We start from the raw sequence: 17,555 nt of genomic DNA on the forward strand, positions 1-17,555 counted from the left end.
TCAGCGCCGCCGCCGGCGCGCGGCCGGCGCAAGAAGAACTACGCCGCCCGCCGCTCCGAGGGCCTGGCGGGCTACGTCTTCCTCTCTCCGTGGCTGATCGGCCTGATGGCGATCACCGCGTTCCCGATGCTGCTCTCGCTCTACCTCAGCTTCACCAACTACGACGTGCTGTCGAGCTGGGAGTTCGTGGAGTGGGTCGGCCTCGACAACTACAAGAAGATCTTCACCCTCGACCCGACCTTCTGGCAGTCGGTGCGGGTCACCCTCACCTTCGGCCTGATCGCGATCCCGCTGAAGCTGATCGCCTCACTGGGCGTGGCCCTGCTGCTCAACCGGGAACGCCGCGGCGTCGGCCTGTTCCGCAGCATGTTCTACCTGCCGTCGCTGCTCGGCGGCTCGGTCGCGCTGGCCCTGGTCTGGGTCGCCATGTTCAACGGCGAGGGCGCGTTCAACGCCGGTCTGAGCATCTTCGGCATCGAGGGCGAGAACTGGATCAACAACCCGGACTGGGCGCTGGCCACCCTGATGGTGCTCACCATCTGGCAGTTCGGCGCACCGATGGTCATCTTCCTGGCCGGCCTCAAGCAGGTCCCCACCGAGCTCTACGAGGCCGCGCAGGTCGACGGGGCCAGCAAGGTCAAGCAGTTCTTCCACATCACGCTGCCGATGCTGTCGCCGGTCATCTTCTTCAACCTACTGCTGGAGACGATCAACGGCTTCCAGGGCTTCACCTCGGCCTTCGTCATCAGCAACGGCACCGGCGGCCCGCTGGGCGCGACCAAGCTCTACACCCTGCACATCTACGACAAGGCCTTCACCGACTTCGAGATGGGCTACGCCTCCGCGCTGGCCTGGATCTTCCTGGCGGCGATCGGCCTGATCACGATCGTCTTCTTCAGCACCGGCAAGTTCTGGGTGCACTACTCGGACGGAGAGAACTGATGGCCCGCGTACGTGGCTGGGTGCGGGTGCTGGCCCTGCTCGGCGTGCTGGCGATCGTGCTCTACCCGCTGATCTGGGTGCTGGGCTCGTCGCTGAAGTCGCCCACCGAGGTGACCAGCAACCTCTCCGTCTGGCCCGAGGAACTGACCTGGTCGAACTACTCCGACGGCTGGAGCTACATCCCCGGCGTCAGCTTCGCCCGCTTCTTCGGCAACAGCCTGGTGATCTCGCTGGCCACGGTGGTCGCGAACGCGGCCTCCTGCCTGGTCACCGCGTACGCGTTCGCGCGGCTGCGGTTCTGGGGCCGCAAAGGCTACTTCGCGCTCATGATCGCGACGCTGCTGCTGCCCGGCCACGTCCTGATCGTGCCGCAGTACGTGCTGTTCAGCGAGTTCGGCTGGATCGACACCCCGCTGCCGCTGATCCTGCCGAAGCTGCTGGCCACGGAGGCGTTCTTCATCTTCCTCATGGTCCAGTTCATGCGGGGCATCCCCCGCGAACTCGACGACGCCGCCAAGATCGACGGTTGCGACCCGTACCGCACGTTCTGGCACGTCATCCTCCCGCTGTCGCGACCGGCCCTGATCACGACGGCGATCTTCTCCTTCATCTGGACCTGGAACGACTTCTTCACCCAGCTGGTCTACCTGCCCAGCGTGCCCAGCTACACCGTGCCGGTGGCGCTGCGGCTGTTCATCGACTCCAGTGGCCAGACCTCCATCGGCCCGATGCTGGCCATGTCGGTACTCTCCCTGCTTCCGGTGTTCCTGTTCTTCCTGGGCTTCCAGCGCTTCCTGGTCCAGGGCATCAACACCAGCGGACTGAAGGGCTGAGACATGACGGCGACGACCACCACGGACTGGCGCGACACCCTGCGTGACGCGGCCGACCTCGCCCTGGTCGGCATCGTGGTGACCGTCGCGGCGGTGCCGGTCGTGACGACCGGCGCCGCCGCCGCCGTCGGCGCGCAAGCCGTGCACCAGCGCTTCACCGACGGCCACTGGCCCGGCCCGCGCGACCTGCTCCGCTCCTTCGGCCGGCGGCTGCTGCCCGGCGCGCTGGCCACGATCGTCCTGCTGGCCGCGCTGCTGCTGCTCACCCTCAACATCTTCTGGCTGAACCAGGGCCTGGTCCCCGGCGGCGGGGTACTGCTGGGGGTCACGGCCGTCGCGGCGGTGGCGGTCCTCGGCCTGGCCGCGCTCGCGATCCCCTTCCTCGGCCGCGGCTACACCTACCGCCGCGCCCTGCGTACCGCGCTCTCCCGCCCGGCCCTGATCGTGACCTGCGCGGGCGTCATCGGCATCGCCTTCCTGATCGGCTCCATCCTCCCGATCACCGCCCCCCTCCTGGTGGGCTACCTCCTCCTGGCCCTGCACACCATCGCCCGCCGCGTCCCGTGATCCACGCCCGATCTGGGCTCTGCAGTTTCGGGAAACTGCACGAATCTCGACTGGCGAAACTGCAGTTTCCCCGAAACTGCAGCGGCAACACAAAGAGGTACGCGAGGTCGGTCAGCCTGTGGCGATGAGCTGTGCCAGTGCGAACGCGATGGCTTCGCATTCAGGCTTGGTGAGTGTGGCCTGATGCCGACGCACAAGCCGGTCAGTGGACAACGCCTTGACTTGATCACACATAGCGAATCCCCGCCGGCCCGCGAGATTGATCTCGGGCTGCCAAACGAGCTGGCGGTCAGTGGTCGTACAGGGAACCATGAGTGCCAGACCGTTGGGCAGCGAGCACGCCAATGTCGAGCCGACGACGACGGCAGGTCTCTCCCCCGCCTGCTCATGCCCCACCTGCGGGTTGAACTGCACCCACCACACCTGCCATGGAGCAACCTTGAGGCGACGCTGGGGAGGAGTCACTCAGCGACCGCCACATCCAGTTCCGCCCACTCACGTGCCTCGCTGCGATAGCCAGCCAGTGCCTCAGGGTCCGCCTCCAGCCGTGCCGCGTCCTGGGCCGCCCGATGCTGCCAGATCAACACCCGAAGCGTCTCGTCGAGGCTCGCCCCGTTGAACTCCTCGGCGGCGATACGCGCCAGCGCATCACGATTCTCTGTCGACACACGCATACTTGTCTGCATACATTGAGTATACGCCGTGGCGCATAAGCGCGATAGTTACGCGAGCAGCACCCGCCACGAAATCCTCATCCCACTCCGCCCATCGCCGGTGCGGCTACTTAGTCAAGATAGTCTGCAGAGTCGATCAGTCATATGTGCGATCACCGTCGGACAACCAATCCGTAACGGCCCCGAATGGTAGGCGCACTTAAGATCCTGGGCCACGACGAGTGACTCTGCAGTCACACGACCGCCGATAGGCGGGGCACCATGCGCAGGCACCCCGCCTATCGGCCTGACCGGGGTCAGCCGTTCGGGAAGAGCATGGCGAAGTCGGCGAAGGCCATCGCGACGTCGCTCTGCGCCCAGAACCGGTGGTAGTTGAAGCTCGGCGCGGGTCCGCCGTCCAGGTGCGCCTGGACCTTGGCCCAGTCCGGGTCCTGCTTGTACCAGGACCGGATGTCGATGAACGACTTGCCGGCCGTGATGATGTCGCCGTTGGGCATGTCGCCGGTCCAACCGGACGGGACGTAGATGCCCTGGCCGGTGGTGGCGTTGTAGACGTCGTCGAACCGCGAGTAGTCGCCGCGGGTCTCGGTCGTCGAGACGCCCTTGCTCTCGGCCTTGGCGTACAGCGCGTCGATGAGGCCCTTGCCAGTGGTCTTCGCCGCGGCGTTGCCGGACTTGGCGGCGTAGAACAGCAGCGCGCGGGCCAGCGACGCGGCGACGCCGACGTCCTGGCCGGTGCTGGTCACCGTGACGTGCAGGTTGGTGTTGGCGGCCGGGCTGGACGGGTTCCAGGTCGTCGGCGCGCCGGACCAGCCGAGCTCGGACGGGACGGCGAAGGTCGTGCCGCTGACCGTGGTGTTGGCGACGGCCCACGGCACCCACTTGTCGAGCAGCGCCTTGGCCTTGGTGTTGCCGGTGGCGTAGTACAGCTCGGCGATGCGGCCCATCGACCAGACCTGCATGCCGAACCACTGGTTCGACGGCGGGTCGTGGTAGACCGGCTTCTCGTCGTAGAACATGCCGTAGAAGGTGGGCGTGTTCGCGGGCGGCGTGGCGTACGAGCCGGCCCAGCTGTTGGTCGCGCCGCCGGCGATGCCGCCCTCGGAGGACTGCAGCCACTGGTAGAACTCCAGCTGGCGGTTGAAGCTGTTGGTCCAGTCCGCGTTCGCGGTCGGCGACTGCGGCTTCAACTCGTTGACGTTGGCCAGCGCGTACGCCGCCATCGGGTTCTGGTAGCCGAAGTGGTTGAAGCTGGAGCCGATGCGCCACGACCAGGCCGACGTGAGACCGCCGCCCCAGGCGTAGTACCAGGACATCAGGTAGTGCATGGAGTCACGGCCGGTGCCGGCGGCGCAGGTGGTCGCGCCGACGCAGTTGCCGATCTTCTTGAAGTACTTGTCGAACATGGCGTAGCGCAGGTAGTCGCCCATCTTCGCCGCCTTGGTCAGCGTCGACGCGATCTGCGACTGCTTGCCCTGCTCGGTGGCCCAGGTCAGCGCCCAGTAAGCCGCCTCGATGGCGCGGGCGTCGGCGTCGGGGGCGTTGGTGTACTTCCACTGCGCCGCGGGCGCGCTGGACTCCTTGACGAACAGGTCCAGGTAGCCGTTGGGGCCGCCGTGGTTGAGGTTGTCGCAGCTCGGCTGCGGGATGGTCTCCCACACCGACTCCTGCGGGCCCCGCTGGAAGGTGTTGATGTACGCCGGGCGCGTGGTGCCGTTGCCGCAGCGGCCGAAGCCGTACTTGTTGTCGACGTCGAGCAGCCAGTGCATGCCGTAGATGCTGCCGTTGCCGTAGGTGCTGGTCAGCTCGCTGCGCAGCGGGTCGACCCCGACGGGCACGCTGGGCTGCAGCTGCGACGGGTAGTTGGCCGGGGTGAGGTGCTCGGCCGCGTACTGCGGGGTGCCGGCCACGCCCGCGTTGGGCTGGTCGGTCGCCGACGGGATGATGTACTGCTCCATCACCGTCCAGGCCTGGTTGAACTTGGTCCAGTCCTGGGTGAACCGGCCGTAGTAGGCCTCCAGCCACAGCCAGTAGGAGAACGCCTCGCTGGTGGTCTCGTGGCCGTAGTCGGGCGCCTCGACGATCAGCGTCTCGATGGAGTGGTACGGCACGCCCTCGGGCGAGAAGTACCCGTTGGCCGTGTTCTTGATCTTGTTGTACTGCTCGATGAAGCGCTGCGTGTAGACGTTGACCTCGTCGTCGGCCTCGGTCGCGGTGACCACGCCGGGGTCGTACCCGGTGGCGCTGGCGGTGATGGTCGCCGAACCGGAGGCGTTGTCCGCGTCCTGCGCCGCCGCCAGGGTGACCGTCTGCTCGGTGCCCCAGTTGCTGGTGCTGAACGTCAGCGTCGCGCCGGTGGAGACCGAGACGTCGGTGTCACCGGCGGTGCGGGCGACGGCCACGGTCAGGTTCGCCGACGGCGCGGCCGACAGCTTCACCTTGAACGTGTTCGTGCCGCCCTCGGGCACGCTCACCGCGGCCGTGCTCGCCGCGTTGACCAGCACCTTCGGTGCGACGGAGGCGTCGACCACGACGGTGGTGTTGGCCGTGGCGGTCGCGCCGCCGTTGTCGGTCGCCTTGGCCTGGAACACGTACGTGCCGACCGGCAGCGCCGAGACGTCCCAGGTGTACGGCGCCGCGGTGTCCGAGCCGAGCAGCAGCCCGTCGCGGTAGAACTCCACCTTCGACACGGTGCCGGGCGAGGTGTCCGCCGCGTTCGCCGCGATGGTGAACGAGGCCGGCGCGGTGTAGTGGGTGTTGTTGGCCGGCGCGGTGATGCTCACCGTCGGCGCCGGGTTGGCCCCGGTGCACGCCGTCCCGTTGATGGTGAACGACGTCGGCGACGAGTACGTGCCGCTCCAGCGGCCGTTGAAGCCGATGCCGGTGGAAGCGTTCGTCGGCACGTTGCCGTTGTAGTTCAGGTTGGTCGCGGTGACGTTCTGGCCGGACACGGCGTAGTTCGCCGACCAGCCGGGCAGGGTGACGGTCTGCCCGGAGGGCAGCGTGAAGCCGAGCGTCCAGCTCGTCCACGGGTCACCGAGGTTCTTCAGGGTCAGGTTGGCGGTGAAGCCGCCGGAGCCGGGGGCTTCGGTCCACGGGTTGGCGGTGTAGACGACCTCGCAGGCGACTGCGGCCTGGGCCGGGCTCGCCGCCACCACCAGACCGCCGAGGGCGACGACCGCCGCCGTGGCGACGGCGCCTGAACGCCGCAGGACTCTGTGGCGGGAACGCCGCAGTGTGTGCAACAAGATGAGCTCCTCGCGAAGACGCCGGGACCAGGTCCCGGCGGGAAACCGTTCGAGCCGTCAGCGATGACGGCGGTGCCGCAACGGCGCGTCCATGCCCTGACGTGCCGTGTCGCGCGAACGTGGCTCCCGGTCGCGAATTTCGATCAGTCTCGCATGGGAGCGCTTCCATCGCAAGGGGTCACTGCCCGCCTCGCCAAGATCGTCCGACGTGCCGGGCAACCGGGCGAAAGCGGGCTCAAGATACGCACGTTTGCCAGGCAAGTCGGCGGATCAAGGCGGACCGCGCCGAACGCGGGCCGCCGCACTGGAAGAATGATCGGTATGACCGTTCCTGACGTGACCCTCAACAACGGCGTCCTGATGCCGCAGCTCGGCTTCGGCGTGTGGCAGGTCGATGACGACGCGGCCGAGCACGCCGTGACCACGGCGCTGCAGGCGGGCTACCGGAGCATCGACACCGCCATGATCTACGGCAACGAGCAGGGCGTCGGCCGTGCGCTGAGCGCCGCCGGAGTGCCCCGCGAGCAGCTGTTCGTCACCACGAAGTTGTGGAACACCGACCACGAGTACGACAAGGCCCTGCGCGCCTTCGACGCGAGCCTGGACCGGCTCGGCCTCGACTACCTCGACCTGTACCTGATGCACTGGCCGGTGCCGTCGCAGGACCGCTACACCGAGGCCTGGCGCGCAATGGAGAAGCTGTACGCCGACAAGCGGGTGCGTGCCATCGGCGTGTCCAACTTCACCGTGCAGACGATGAGCCGCCTGCTCGACGAGTTCGACGTGGTGCCCGCCGTCAACCAGATCGAGCTGCACCCGCACTTCCCGCAGGAGGAGCTGCGCAAGCTGCACGCGGTGCACGACATCGCGACCGAGGCGTGGAGCCCGCTGGGCCAGGGCAAGGGCCTGCTCGACGACCCGGTCCTGGCGCGGATCGCGGCCAAGCACGGCCGGACCCCGGCACAGGTGGTGCTGCGCTGGCACCTGCAACTGGGCAACGTGGTCATCCCCAAGTCGGTGACCCCGTCGCGCATCGCCGAGAACATCGACGTCTTCGACTTCGCCCTCGACGACGAGGACATGGCGGCGATCGCCGGCCTGGACAACGGCGGCCGCATCGGCCCCGACCCGGCCGTCTTCGCCTGGATGGGCTGACCGGCATCCACAACGGACGGACGCCTCGCGGCTCGGTTATGCCGCAAGGCGTCCGTCTCGTATGCTCGCCGACGTGTCTGTCACGGGGCGGGGCGGTCTCAGCCGCAGGTTGACCAGAGGACTCGTGGACCAGGCGGCACCCGGGCTGCGCTGGGCCGTGGCGGTGGTGCTGCTGGGGGTGTCCGGGCTGTTCGGCGGCCTCGACACGGTGGCCGATCCGCAGGCGGAAACCGTCGCGGCGGGCACGCCCGTGCCGGGCGGGCCGTGGGAGGTCACCATCCACGAGGCGGGCATCCGCCGGGAGCTGGGCAAGCTGCGGCTGAAGAACGAGGGCGACCGCTGGCTGTACGTGATCGCCACGGTCCGGATCACCGCCGAGGAGAGCACGATGCTGCCCTCCGACCTGCTGGTGCTGGACGGCGTGACCGGGCTTGTCGCGCCGACCCCGGAGGAGTCCGCGCTGGAGCGTGACGGCAGCCGCCTGCGCCTGCTGCAGCCGGACATGCCCGAGCGGATCTGGTTCGTCTGGGAGCAGTCGGGCAGCGCGCCCGTGCCCACGTCGCTGACCATCTCGGTGGAGCAGCGCACCTGGCGCGTGGACTCCCTCGGCGGCGAGTGGCACTGGATGGACGTGGACGCCAAGGGCGACGACAATCCGGCCGGCCGCGTCACCGTACCCGTCAAGGCCGATACGACGCCTCCGTCGGCCAGTCCGTCGCCCAGCGCCGAACCCTCGGCGTCCAGCCGGCCCCGGCCGTCCGCGAGTCCGAAGCCGTCCACCAGCCGCTCTCCGAGCGCCGGGCCGACGCCGTGAGCCGAGGAGACGACGCGTGAAACTGCTGCGCTGGTTGGGGTCCGCCGTGTTCGTGCTGGCCGCGCTCGCCGCGGCGCAGGCCGTGCAGACCGCCGAACCCACCCTCAACGACGCCCGGCGGCCCTTCCCGGTGGCCGGACAGGTCGGCGAGGACGTGCACGCCCGCACCTTCACCGCCCGGGTGCAGCAGGTGCGCTGCGCGGCAGCCCTGAAGATCGGCGAGCACGTGCTGGACACCCAGGGCGTCTGGATCGTCGCCAAGCTGCGGGTGGGCGCCCGGTCCGAGCCGACCAGCATCGCGTACGCCGCAGCGCGGGACGCCGCCGACCGGGTCTTCCAGACCACTGACCGCGTCTCGCTGGACCTGGTCACGGGCGGGCTCACCATGCAGCCGGGGCTGCCGTACGAGGGAGAGATCGCCATCGAGGTCCCCACTGCGGCAGCGGGGGGCCTCACCCTGCTGCTCGCCGACAACAGCATCGACCAGCGACTGGACTCCATGACCGAGATTCCGCTGCCGATCTCCGACGGGTCGGCGTGCTCGCCCGAGCCCACCACCCTGCTCGCCGCGCGGGCCGTGTCGTGAGGGGCCCGGACTCGCTGGGCCGCAGCTGGTGGCGGCGCAACGTCTGGGGCCTGGTCGCCGTGCTGCCGACGCTGGCGCTTATGCTCGCCGCGGCGGGCTACTCCGATCTGGAGTTCTGGCAGCGCGGCAGGCCGCAGGTGGTGCGGCCCGCCGCGGACGGCGTCGCCGAGTTCGCGGGGCTGCGGATGCGGGTGGCCGAACTGGCCCCGGCCACGGACTTGAAGCGCGGCGGCGACCGCCCCTTCGTCGTGCCGGACAACATGACGGCTTGGCGGGTGGTGCTCGACGTCGAGGGCCCCACCGACCTCGGACCGGACGAGGTGATCTACTGCGACATCAGCATCGAGGACACCGCCGGCAACCGCTACGGCGACCAGCCGCGGGAGCTGTCCTCGGCGCGTACGCCGCTGGGCAACTGCAATCCGGAGAACAGCCCCGTGCCCGCCGGGTCAGGCCGATACCAGACCGTCGCCCATTTCGTCACGCCGCGCGGGGTGGAGATCGCCGCGGTGCGGGTCTTCTTCGGCGGCGTCGACCAGACCCGGTACGTGCGGTTCGACCGCTGACTGCACCCGCAGCACGCGGTCGACGGTAGCGGCGATCAGGCACAGCAGCAGCACCATGCTGACCGCGTCGTTCAGCACGCTGAGCGGGCCGGACAGCGGCCGCCAGACCTCGTTGACGTCCTGCGCGCCGATCAGGGCCCGCTCCAGCTCCCACAGCCAGGTCGGCAGCGTCTGCACGGCGACGAACAGCACGCAGAACATCAGCATCGGCACCTTGCCCGCATGCGCGAGCAGCCGGAAGCTCTGCGCCAGCGGCGCGATGGTCTCGCGCACGTTGGCGGTGCTCGCGGCACTGAGCTTGCGGATCGGCGCGGGCAGCTTCGCCCACCGGCGGGCCGCCCGCACCGCCCGCGCGGCGGCCTTCCGGTTCAGTGGCGGCGTGCCCAGGCTCTGCCCGTACACCACCGCGCCGACGATGAGCCAGGCCAGCGGCACGACGAGCACGACGTCGAGGGACAGGAACAGTGCCGAGAACCACGTCCCGACCGCGCGCACCGGCTCCTCCAGCGGGCCGAGCTGCGCGACGGCCTGATGCCAACCGTTCAGCGCCGCCTGGTAGGCCCGCCGGTGCTCGACGTAGGGCAGCACCTTGTCGCTGACTCCCGACACGAACACCGCGACCAGGGTCAGCGACAGCACCTCCAGGTAGGCCCGCACGAAGCCGATCCAGCTCCACATCCGGTCCGCACGCAGGCCGAGCAGGAAACGCAGCACCAGCGCGACGACCGACACCACGATCAGCGTCGTGTTCAGCGTGAACGGCAGGCGCTCGGCGAGCGTCAGCGCGGACGGATCGGTGATCGCCTCGGCTTTGCTGTGCTCGTCCTGGAACACCTCCAGCAGGTACGTGCTGCGGTCGTCGGCGAAGTAGTCGTAGGACGCGTACACCACGATGAACGGCAGCAGCACACTCGCCACGTGCGCCAGGGTGCGAAAGCGCTGCCCCGGCTCACCGTCCGGCGTGCCGGTCGGCAGCGAGCGTGACAGCACCCGCAGCATCAGCACCAGCGCGGTCATCACCGCGACCGGGACCAGGGCGAAGACCAGGAAGCCGAAGACGCCGTCGAGCTTGCTGGCCTGCACAGCCACCAGGGTCACCCCGCGCCGGGCCGCGAACCCGGCGAACACCAGCGCGAACAGCACCGGCCAGTGCCGCAGTAGCAGCACCCCGACGGTGCCGAGCACCGCCGCGAGGTGGCGCAGCGACCAGACGATGCCGTGCCGGGGTGCGGGTGTCTCGACCACGGGCGACACCGGCGCGAGCGGGGAGGGGGTGACCGTCACGGGAGCACGGTACCGTCCACGCCGGATGGTCAGCCGTCCGCCCGCTGCGCGATGAGCAGTCCGACCCTTTGCCTGGGCGGAGCAGCGGGCCATTTGACAACCACAGGGAAGGCTAACCTAACCTAGGTTCGTGTACGGCGGCTGCCGGCTCAGGCGGATGCCACGGGCGGGTGGACGTGCCCGGCATCCCTCCGTCCTCCGGACCTCTGGAGCTCCCGCGCATGACCGAACCGATGGTCTGGCGGCTGTTCACCGTGCAGGTGCAGTCCGTCGCCGAACTCAGCCCCACCTTCAAGCGGTTCACCTTCGCAGGGCCGGACCTCGCCGACTTCGCCGACTGCGGGTACGACCTGCGCCTCAAGCTGGTGCTGCCAGCACCGACGGGCGGGTTCGCCGACCTGGACCACGGCCCGGACTGGTACGCCACCTGGCGCGCCACACCCGACGAGCGGCGCAACCCGCTGCGCACCTACACGGCCCGGTACGTGCGCCCGCAGCGGTGCGAGGTCGACGTGGACGTGGCGCTGCACGGCGACGCCGGTCCCGCCTCGCGCTGGGCCCGCACGGCCCGGCCCGGTGACAAGATCGTCCTGATGGGACCTAACGCCGGGCACCCCGGCCCGCACGGCGGTGTCGAGTTCGTGCCGCCCGCGCCCGGCGTGCCGGTGCTGCTGGCCGGGGACGAGACCGCGGTCCCCGCCATCGCGGCGATCCTGGAGCGGCTGCCCGCGGACACGTTCGGCGCGGCGCTGCTGGAGGTGCCGTACGCCGCCGACGTGCTGGCGCTGACCGCCCCCGCCGGGGTAACCGTGCGCTGGCTGGCCCGCGACGGGGCCGCCCACGGCAGCCTGCTCGTGCCCGCGGTGCAGGAGGCCGCGGCGCGCCTGGTGCCGGTGCCCGGCGCGGCCGAGGCCGTCGAGGACGTCGACGTGGACCACGACATCCTGTGGGAGGTCCCCGAGACCGCGGCCAGTGGGCGGCTGTACGCCTGGCTCGCCGGTGAGGCCTCGGCGATCCGCACCCTGCGCCGCCACCTGGTCAGCGAACGCGGCCTGGACCGCAAGTCGGTCGCGTTCATGGGCTACTGGCGCCAGGGCCGCACCGAGGAGGGCTGACCCGCCCGACTCGGGGTCCGGGGTCCGGGGTCCGGGGTCCGCGACCAAGATCGCTGTTTGCGGCCAGAATCTGCGGTCTAGCTGCAGGTTCTGACCGCAAACAGCGATCTTCCTTCCGACGCCGCCCGGGAACGGCCGGCCAAGGCCGGCCGGGTGGCCGCGGTGCGGGTTACGGGGCGGCGTTCATCAGGTCCAGGGCGCTCTGCTGGCGGGCGGCGTCGAGTTTGTCGACGGGCCCGGCCCAGCGCAGGCCGTACAGGTCGAGCGGGGTGCGGTCGGCGGCGTACGCGGCGTCGGCCTGGCGGCGCAGGTAGGCCGTGTAGGGGCGGTCGGGCAAGGCGTTGTTCAGGGCGGCGAGGCCGCGCACGTACGCCCCCTTGAACGAAGGGCCGTCCGCGCCGCAGTCCCCGCCCTCGCACGGGTCGCGCAGGATGCCGTTGACGTGCAGCAGCCCGGTCGTGGTGGATGCGTCGGCGAGCCGCCGCGCGGTCGTCAGCAGGCTCGCGTCCCCGGTGGCCCGATGCAGTTCCACCAGCCCGCCCAGGGGCACGCCCTGGTTGTACGACCACACCGGCTGGCCGTTGTTCCGGCAGGTCGACAGGTTGACCCCGTCGTTGATCAGCGACGAGGCGTTGATCATCCCGGTGCCCTGGAACCAGGTCCACGTCGCCCGCGCCCGGTTCAGGTACACCGCGTCACCCGCGATCCGATTGTGCAGCGCGGCGTTGACGTGCAGGTAGAGGCCGTTCGCGATGGCGTTCTTCGCGGTCCGCGCGGTGCTCCACCACACCCCGCCGCCGCAGACCCCGTCCCAGTACGCCGCCATGTGGTCGGCGGCCACCCGGGCCGTGCTCAGGTAGCGGGACTCGCCGGTGAGGTCGTACGCGGCGATCCAGGCCAGCGCCCACCAGCCGGTGTCGTCGATGTACTCGTTGCGGAAACTCCCCTGATATGCGCCCAGGTTGAGGTCGTAGGTGCGCCCGATGGCGTACCGGTAGCTGCCCATGCCGGTGACCCGGACGTTGTCGATGAGCGCGGTCAGCGCGTTGGCCGTGTTCCACCAGCCGGTGGTGTCGAACCGCCCGGTGGCCAGGTTGTAGGAGGTCATCAGCCCGGTGGCGGCGGCGGTTCGCCGGTTGCCGGCGTTCCAGGTGGTGCGCGCCCAGGTGGTGCAGGCGATCTCGGGGCGGTCGCCGGCCTTGCCGCAGGCGCGCAGCGCACCGACGCCGAGCCCGGCCCAGTCGTCCACGTTGAACATCGCGGTGCGCCAGCCGCGCTGTCCCGCCGGCACGGCCACGTCGCCGAGCAGGCCCGTCCAGGTGCGGCCGCCGTTGAAGGAGCGGTCGAGCCAGACCCGGTCGCCCGCGTTGCCGTTGGCGATGCTCGCCCAGCCCATGGCGTCGGCGTCGTCGAAGTGCAGCACGATCTGCCGACCCCAGACCCCTGCGCTGACCGGGGTCCGGTCGCCCGGGGACAGGGCCGGATCGCGCCCGTCGCAGTAGCGGTTGCAGATCGGGGCCGCCGCGGCGGCGCTCGCCATCGGCCCGGCGATCAGGCCCGCGACGGCGAGCCCGGCGGCCAGGAGACGTACCGGCAGTCGCATGTGAACCTCCTGCTCAGGGATGGACCGGGATGCAGGAGAGCGCTCTCACTGAGCACTCATGTAACAGGAGGTTTACATTTTCGTCAACGTCGATGGAATGCCAACCTCGGTCAGGCCGCGGCCAGCGTCTCCAGCACCCCGTCGCCGTACTTGGCCAGCTTGTTCTCGCCGACCCCGCTGATCCCGCGCAGCTTGCCCAGCGAGTCCGGAGCCTGAGCGGCGATCTCGCGCAGGGTCGCGTCGTGGAAGATGACGTATGCCGGGACGCCCTGCTCCTTGGCGGTCGCCGCGCGCCAGGCCCGCAGCGCCTCGAACCGTGGCACCGCGTCGGCGGGCAGCTCCGCCACGGCCGCCGCGGCCGCGGACTTGCGCGACGAACCCGACGAGCGGGCGGCGCGCTCCGGCTCGCGGCGCATCATCACCTCACGGCGGCGGCCCAGCACGTCGGCACTGGCGTCGGTCAGCGCCAGGGTGCCGTGCTCGCCCTGGACCGCCAGCAGCCCCTGGGCCAGCAGCTGGCGCACCACGCCGCGCCACTCGGACTCCTGCAGCTCGGTGCCGATGCCGAACACGGTCAGCTCGTCGTGGCGGTGCTGCGCCACCTTGTCGGTCTTGCGGCCGAGCAGGATGTCGATCGACTGCCCCGCGCCGAAGCGCTGGTTGCGCTCGCGCTGCAGCCGCAGCACCGTCGACAGCAGCTTCTGCGCGGGCACCGTGCCGTCCCACGACTCCGGCGGGACCAGGCACGTGTCGCAGTTGCCGCACGGCTCGCCCTGTTGGCCGAAGTAGGCCAGCAGCTGCGTGCGGCGGCACTGCACCGTCTCGCACAGTGCCAGCATCGCGTCCAGGTGCGCGGCCAGCCCGCGCCGGTAGGCGGCGTCCCCGGCCGAGCTGTCGATCATCTTGCGCTGCTGCACCACGTCCTGCAGGCCGTAGGCCAGCCAGGCCGTGGACGGGAGCCCGTCGCGCCCGGCGCGGCCGGTCTCCTGGTAGTAGCCCTCGACCGACTTCGGCAGGTCGAGATGGGCGACGAAGCGCACGTCCGGCTTGTCGATGCCCATGCCGAACGCGATGGTGGCCACCATGACCAGCCCGTCCTCGCGCAGGAAGCGGGACTGGTTGGCGGCACGCGTGGCCGCGTCGAGCCCCGCGTGGTAGGGCAGCGCGTCGATGCCCTGCTGCACCAGGAACTCCGCGGTCTTCTCCACCGACGCCCGGGACAGGCAGTAGACGATGCCCGCGTCCCCGGCGTGCTCGGTGCGCAGCAGCTCCAGCAACTGCTTCTTCGGGTCGTTCTTCGGCACGATGCGGTACTGGATGTTGGGCCGGTCGAAGCTGGAGACGAACAGGCGTGCCTGCGTCAACTGCAGGCGCTGCGCGATCTCGGTGCGGGTGGCGGTGGTCGCGGTCGCGGTCAGCGCGATGCGCGGCACGTCCGGCCAGCGCTCGTGCAGCACGGACAGGGCCAGGTAGTCGGGCCGGAAGTCGTGGCCCCACTGCGACACGCAGTGCGCCTCGTCGATCGCGAACAGCGAGATCTTGCCCCGCTCCAGCAGGCGCAGCGCCGAGCCCGAGCTCAGCCCTTCGGGCGCGAGGTAGAGCAGGTCCAGCTCACCCGCGACGAACTGCGCCTCGACCACGCGCCGTTCGTCGAGGTCGAGCGTCGAGTTGAGGAAACCCGCCTTCACGCCCAGCGCGGTGAGCGCGTCGACCTGGTCCTGCATGAGCGCGATCAGCGGTGAGACCACCACGCCGACGCCGGGTCGGACCAGGGCCGGGATCTGGTAGCACAGCGACTTGCCACCACCGGTCGGCATGAGCACCAGGGCGTCGCCGCCGCCGATCACATGCTCGATGATCTCCTGCTGCTCGCCGCGGAACGAGTCGTAGCCGAAGATCCTGCTCAACACCTGCGAAGCATCCTGCACCCGTCGATCCTATGGACCGGCCCCGACGGCACGCATGCCGGTGCGACGACGGCAACACGACCAGGGGCGCGTCACTCACCCGCCGGACGCGCCCGCTGCGCCACCAGCGCGCTCGTCACGCGGGTGATCACGTCGTACGGGATCGGCTCGCGCAGCGGAAAGCGCAGGGTGCCCTTGGCCGCCCGGTACGGCGCGACGACCTCCTCGAACGAGGCGTCCCCGTCCGGCACCGGGTATACCGAGACGTGGTGCTTCCAGCCGGCGAAGTAGACGAGATACCGCCCGTCCAGGGTGATGGTGGGGATCCCGTAGCTGATGCCCTGACCCGCCTGCGCCGGTGCGGCGGCCAGGATGGTCCGCCTGACCTCCCGCAGCACGTCCTGCACCTCCTCGGGGAACGAGTCGATGTAGTCGTCGATCGTGGTGAACCGGGCCGCCATTCATTCATCATCGCGCCTCCGGGCTGACCCGGCAGCCCGGCGCGGGCTGCGGGGAACAGAACAGCGGCCTGCGGGCAGTCATGAGTATGTTGCACACCATGGCCGAGCCGCGCGCGAGCCGCTCCGACGTGGCTGGCCTCTTCGACGAGCACGGGGCTGAGCTGCTGCGCTACTGCGCCGGCCGGGTCGGTCCGACCGTCGCCGAGGACGTCGTGGCCGACACCTTCCTCATCGCGCACCAGCGACGGCACCGGCTCGGGGACGGGCCGGCCAGGGCCTGGCTCTACGGCATCGCCACCAATCTGCTGCGGCGGCACCGGCGCAGCGAGACCCGGGGACTGCGGGCCCTGGCCCGCACCGGCCGCGAACCGGACGTGTCCGACATCGCCGAGCGGGCCGCCGCACGGGCCGACGCGTCGGCGCAGACCCGGCGGCTGGCCGCGGTGCTGGCCGCGCTGCCCGCCCGCCAGCGCGACGTGCTGCTGCTGCACGCCGTGGCGGAACTCGGCTACGAGGAGATCGCCGCCACGCTCGGCATACCGCTGGGCTCGGTGCAGTCGGCGCTGCACCGCGCGCGGGTCAAGCTCCGCGCCGCCCTCGCCACCGAACCCGACGCAGACCGAAACGCTCCCGGAGGCTCCCGATGACCGACGACGCCGACCTGCGCAGCGTGCGCGAATTCCACCAGGACCGCCCCGGGCCCGCCCCCGCCGCGCTCGACCGGGTGCGGCGGCGCGTCCAGACCGCGACCGCGCCGAACGCGCCCCGGCGCCTCCTCCCCCACTGGGCCCCTCCTGCCGCAACCGCGGCGGTGGTCGCCGCCGTGGTCGTCGGCGTGACACTGCTGGGCACGGTAGGCGGCGGCACCTGGCAGCCGAGTGACCCCGCGAGTTCCGCGCCCACCGCGACGGAGGACAGATCGGAGCTGTGGCTGAAGTACGGCGCACGGGTGCCGGTCGCCGCGGTCTTCGCCGAGCTGGACCAGGTTGCGGCCGGCGCCGCCCCGGCCGCGCCGCGGGCCGGCCAGCTGCTGTGCTCGTACACCGACGTGCTCACCCGCTCCGGCCCGTCACCCGTGCCGGGCAGCGACCCGGCGTGGTCCGGGGTGCTGGCGCGCTGCTTCGAGCCCGAAGGCCTGATCGAGATACCCGCGCCGGTTGTCGGCGAGGTCAAGGGGCAGTCCCCCGAGGAGCAGCTCGCCGCAGCGCGGGACGGTTTCGCCGCCGCCGGGCCCGGCTGGGGGTATCCGACCGCGGCCTGGCTCGCCACCCTGCCCACGGACCCCGATCTGCTGCTCGCCGACTTCCGGGCGGCTTCACGGGGCCCCGCCGAGGTCGACGACCTCACCCGCTGGCAGCAGTACGGACGTTTCCTGACCCGGGTCGATCCGCTGCTGCCGGCCGCCCAGCGCGCCGCCTTCCACCGGCTGCTGGGCGGGCTCGACGGCCTCACCGCGGTGGAAGCCTTCACCTGGTCGGGCAAGCGGCTCCTGGCGGTGCGCCTGACCAGCGGCACGGTCTGCGACGAGCTGCTGTTCAATCCGGGCACGGGTCGCCTGGCCGGGCACGTCGAACTGACCGGCGGCTCGGCGACCGGCGGCGAACCGGTGCCGGTCCGGCAGGAGCTGTTGGGGTACGCGTTCCAGCCCGCGGCGAGCTGGGGCAGCCCGTCCGCCACCGCACGCCGGTAGCGAGGTGGACTCGGCCCGGCGACGCGGCGCGAGGGCACCGACACGCGCGGTTCCGCCCGGTAACGAAAGGGACAACCGCTTGTCCACCAAGTGACAGCCATCTATCACCT

General features: G+C 70.6%; 17 protein-coding genes. 10 read left to right on the forward strand and 7 right to left on the reverse strand.

The features are described 5' to 3' along the window. Window positions 1-63: 63 nt before the first annotated feature. Genes AB0B66_RS01930 through AB0B66_RS01940 form a run of 3 tightly spaced genes read left to right on the forward strand, consistent with a single transcriptional unit; the run spans window position 64 to window position 2,342 of the window. The gene (locus tag AB0B66_RS01930; protein WP_360521759.1) at window positions 64-942 is read left to right on the forward strand and encodes a sugar ABC transporter permease; all 879 of its coding nucleotides are present in this window, start codon (window positions 64-66) and stop codon (window positions 940-942) included. Then, entirely contained in the window at window positions 942-1,775 is an 834-nt protein-coding gene (locus AB0B66_RS01935) for a carbohydrate ABC transporter permease (RefSeq protein WP_360521328.1), read from the forward strand. The genes AB0B66_RS01930 and AB0B66_RS01935 overlap by 1 nt, the downstream gene beginning before the upstream one ends. Window positions 1,776-1,778: 3 nt before the next feature. Further along, window positions 1,779-2,342, forward strand: a complete 564-nt coding sequence (locus AB0B66_RS01940; RefSeq protein ID WP_360521331.1) for a hypothetical protein — start codon at window positions 1,779-1,781, stop codon at window positions 2,340-2,342. A 111-nt stretch (window positions 2,343-2,453) separates the two neighbouring features. Here the strand turns inward: AB0B66_RS01940 and AB0B66_RS01945 are convergent, their stop codons facing one another. The 3 genes from AB0B66_RS01945 to AB0B66_RS01955 form a co-directional block, all read right to left on the reverse strand. Beyond that, window positions 2,454-2,807, reverse strand: coding sequence for a type II toxin-antitoxin system PemK/MazF family toxin (locus AB0B66_RS01945; RefSeq protein ID WP_360521334.1), 354 nt, complete (start codon window positions 2,805-2,807; stop codon window positions 2,454-2,456). Beyond that, window positions 2,804-3,028, reverse strand: a complete 225-nt coding sequence (locus tag AB0B66_RS01950; protein WP_360521337.1) for a hypothetical protein — start codon at window positions 3,026-3,028, stop codon at window positions 2,804-2,806. The genes AB0B66_RS01945 and AB0B66_RS01950 overlap by 4 nt, the downstream gene beginning before the upstream one ends. Window positions 3,029-3,312: 284 nt before the next feature. Continuing rightward, entirely contained in the window at window positions 3,313-6,228 is a 2,916-nt protein-coding gene (locus tag AB0B66_RS01955; protein ID WP_360521762.1) for a glycoside hydrolase family 48 protein, read from the reverse strand. Window positions 6,229-6,585: 357 nt separating this feature from the next. Between AB0B66_RS01955 and AB0B66_RS01960 the strand changes: the two genes are divergently transcribed. From AB0B66_RS01960 to AB0B66_RS01975, 4 genes are all read left to right on the forward strand, one after another. Continuing rightward, complete coding sequence (locus AB0B66_RS01960) at window positions 6,586-7,419, forward strand: aldo/keto reductase (protein ID WP_360521340.1); 834 nt, start codon at window positions 6,586-6,588, stop codon at window positions 7,417-7,419. A 73-nt stretch (window positions 7,420-7,492) separates the two neighbouring features. Next, the gene (locus tag AB0B66_RS01965) at window positions 7,493-8,233 is read left to right on the forward strand and encodes a hypothetical protein (RefSeq protein ID WP_360521343.1); all 741 of its coding nucleotides are present in this window, start codon (window positions 7,493-7,495) and stop codon (window positions 8,231-8,233) included. Between the two features lie 16 nt (window positions 8,234-8,249). Then, window positions 8,250-8,819, forward strand: a complete 570-nt coding sequence (locus AB0B66_RS01970; RefSeq protein ID WP_360521346.1) for a hypothetical protein — start codon at window positions 8,250-8,252, stop codon at window positions 8,817-8,819. Then, window positions 8,816-9,385: a hypothetical protein gene (locus AB0B66_RS01975; RefSeq protein WP_360521349.1), complete on the forward strand. Its 570-nt coding sequence runs from the start codon at window positions 8,816-8,818 to the stop codon at window positions 9,383-9,385. The genes AB0B66_RS01970 and AB0B66_RS01975 overlap by 4 nt, the downstream gene beginning before the upstream one ends. Here the strand turns inward: AB0B66_RS01975 and AB0B66_RS01980 are convergent. Next, window positions 9,269-10,669: a hypothetical protein gene (locus AB0B66_RS01980; protein ID WP_360521352.1), complete on the reverse strand. Its 1,401-nt coding sequence runs from the start codon at window positions 10,667-10,669 to the stop codon at window positions 9,269-9,271. The two genes, AB0B66_RS01975 and AB0B66_RS01980, sit on opposite strands and share 117 nt — an antisense overlap. A gap of 221 nt (window positions 10,670-10,890) precedes the next feature. Here AB0B66_RS01980 and AB0B66_RS01985 point away from each other — a divergent pair, with 221 nt between their 5' ends. Continuing rightward, on the forward strand, window positions 10,891-11,784 hold the full coding sequence (locus AB0B66_RS01985; RefSeq protein WP_360521355.1) for a siderophore-interacting protein: 894 nt from the start codon (window positions 10,891-10,893) through the stop codon (window positions 11,782-11,784). Between the two features lie 169 nt (window positions 11,785-11,953). Here AB0B66_RS01985 and AB0B66_RS01990 read toward each other — a convergent pair whose 3' ends face one another. The 3 genes from AB0B66_RS01990 to AB0B66_RS02000 form a co-directional block, all read right to left on the reverse strand. After that, the gene (locus tag AB0B66_RS01990; protein WP_360521358.1) at window positions 11,954-13,387 is read right to left on the reverse strand and encodes a glycoside hydrolase family 76 protein; all 1,434 of its coding nucleotides are present in this window, start codon (window positions 13,385-13,387) and stop codon (window positions 11,954-11,956) included. A 110-nt stretch (window positions 13,388-13,497) separates the two neighbouring features. Further along, complete coding sequence (recQ, locus tag AB0B66_RS01995; protein ID WP_360521361.1) at window positions 13,498-15,315, reverse strand: DNA helicase RecQ; 1,818 nt, start codon at window positions 15,313-15,315, stop codon at window positions 13,498-13,500. 71 nt (window positions 15,316-15,386) lie between these two features. Beyond that, on the reverse strand, window positions 15,387-15,755 hold the full coding sequence (locus AB0B66_RS02000) for a DUF1801 domain-containing protein (protein ID WP_360521364.1): 369 nt from the start codon (window positions 15,753-15,755) through the stop codon (window positions 15,387-15,389). Window positions 15,756-15,853: 98 nt separating this feature from the next. Here AB0B66_RS02000 and AB0B66_RS02005 point away from each other — a divergent pair, with 98 nt between their 5' ends. Both AB0B66_RS02005 and AB0B66_RS02010 read left to right on the forward strand, forming a co-directional pair. After that, a complete protein-coding gene (locus AB0B66_RS02005) occupies window positions 15,854-16,402 on the forward strand; it encodes an RNA polymerase sigma factor (RefSeq protein WP_360521367.1) in 549 nt (182 codons plus the stop codon). Then, the gene (locus AB0B66_RS02010; protein WP_360521370.1) at window positions 16,399-17,445 is read left to right on the forward strand and encodes a hypothetical protein; all 1,047 of its coding nucleotides are present in this window, start codon (window positions 16,399-16,401) and stop codon (window positions 17,443-17,445) included. The genes AB0B66_RS02005 and AB0B66_RS02010 overlap by 4 nt, the downstream gene beginning before the upstream one ends. Window positions 17,446-17,555: the final 110 nt, after the last annotated feature.

This window comes from Catellatospora sp. NPDC049111 (assembly GCF_040648615.1).
Taxonomy (GTDB): domain Bacteria; phylum Actinomycetota; class Actinomycetes; order Mycobacteriales; family Micromonosporaceae; genus Catellatospora; species Catellatospora aurea.

Coding starts and splice junctions, on each gene's coding strand:
- AB0B66_RS01935 (WP_360521328.1), top strand. CDS start 942: ATGGCCCGCGTACGTGGCTGGGTGCGGGTGCTGGCCCTGCTCGGCGTG.
- AB0B66_RS01940 (WP_360521331.1), top strand. CDS start 1,779: ATGACGGCGACGACCACCACGGACTGGCGCGACACCCTGCGTGACGCG.
- AB0B66_RS01950 (WP_360521337.1), bottom strand. CDS start 3,028: ATGCAGACAAGTATGCGTGTGTCGACAGAGAATCGTGATGCGCTGGCG.
- AB0B66_RS01960 (WP_360521340.1), top strand. CDS start 6,586: ATGACCGTTCCTGACGTGACCCTCAACAACGGCGTCCTGATGCCGCAG.
- AB0B66_RS01985 (WP_360521355.1), top strand. CDS start 10,891: ATGACCGAACCGATGGTCTGGCGGCTGTTCACCGTGCAGGTGCAGTCC.
- AB0B66_RS01990 (WP_360521358.1), bottom strand. CDS start 13,387: ATGCGACTGCCGGTACGTCTCCTGGCCGCCGGGCTCGCCGTCGCGGGC.
- AB0B66_RS02000 (WP_360521364.1), bottom strand. CDS start 15,755: ATGGCGGCCCGGTTCACCACGATCGACGACTACATCGACTCGTTCCCC.
- AB0B66_RS02005 (WP_360521367.1), top strand. CDS start 15,854: ATGGCCGAGCCGCGCGCGAGCCGCTCCGACGTGGCTGGCCTCTTCGAC.
- AB0B66_RS02010 (WP_360521370.1), top strand. CDS start 16,399: ATGACCGACGACGCCGACCTGCGCAGCGTGCGCGAATTCCACCAGGAC.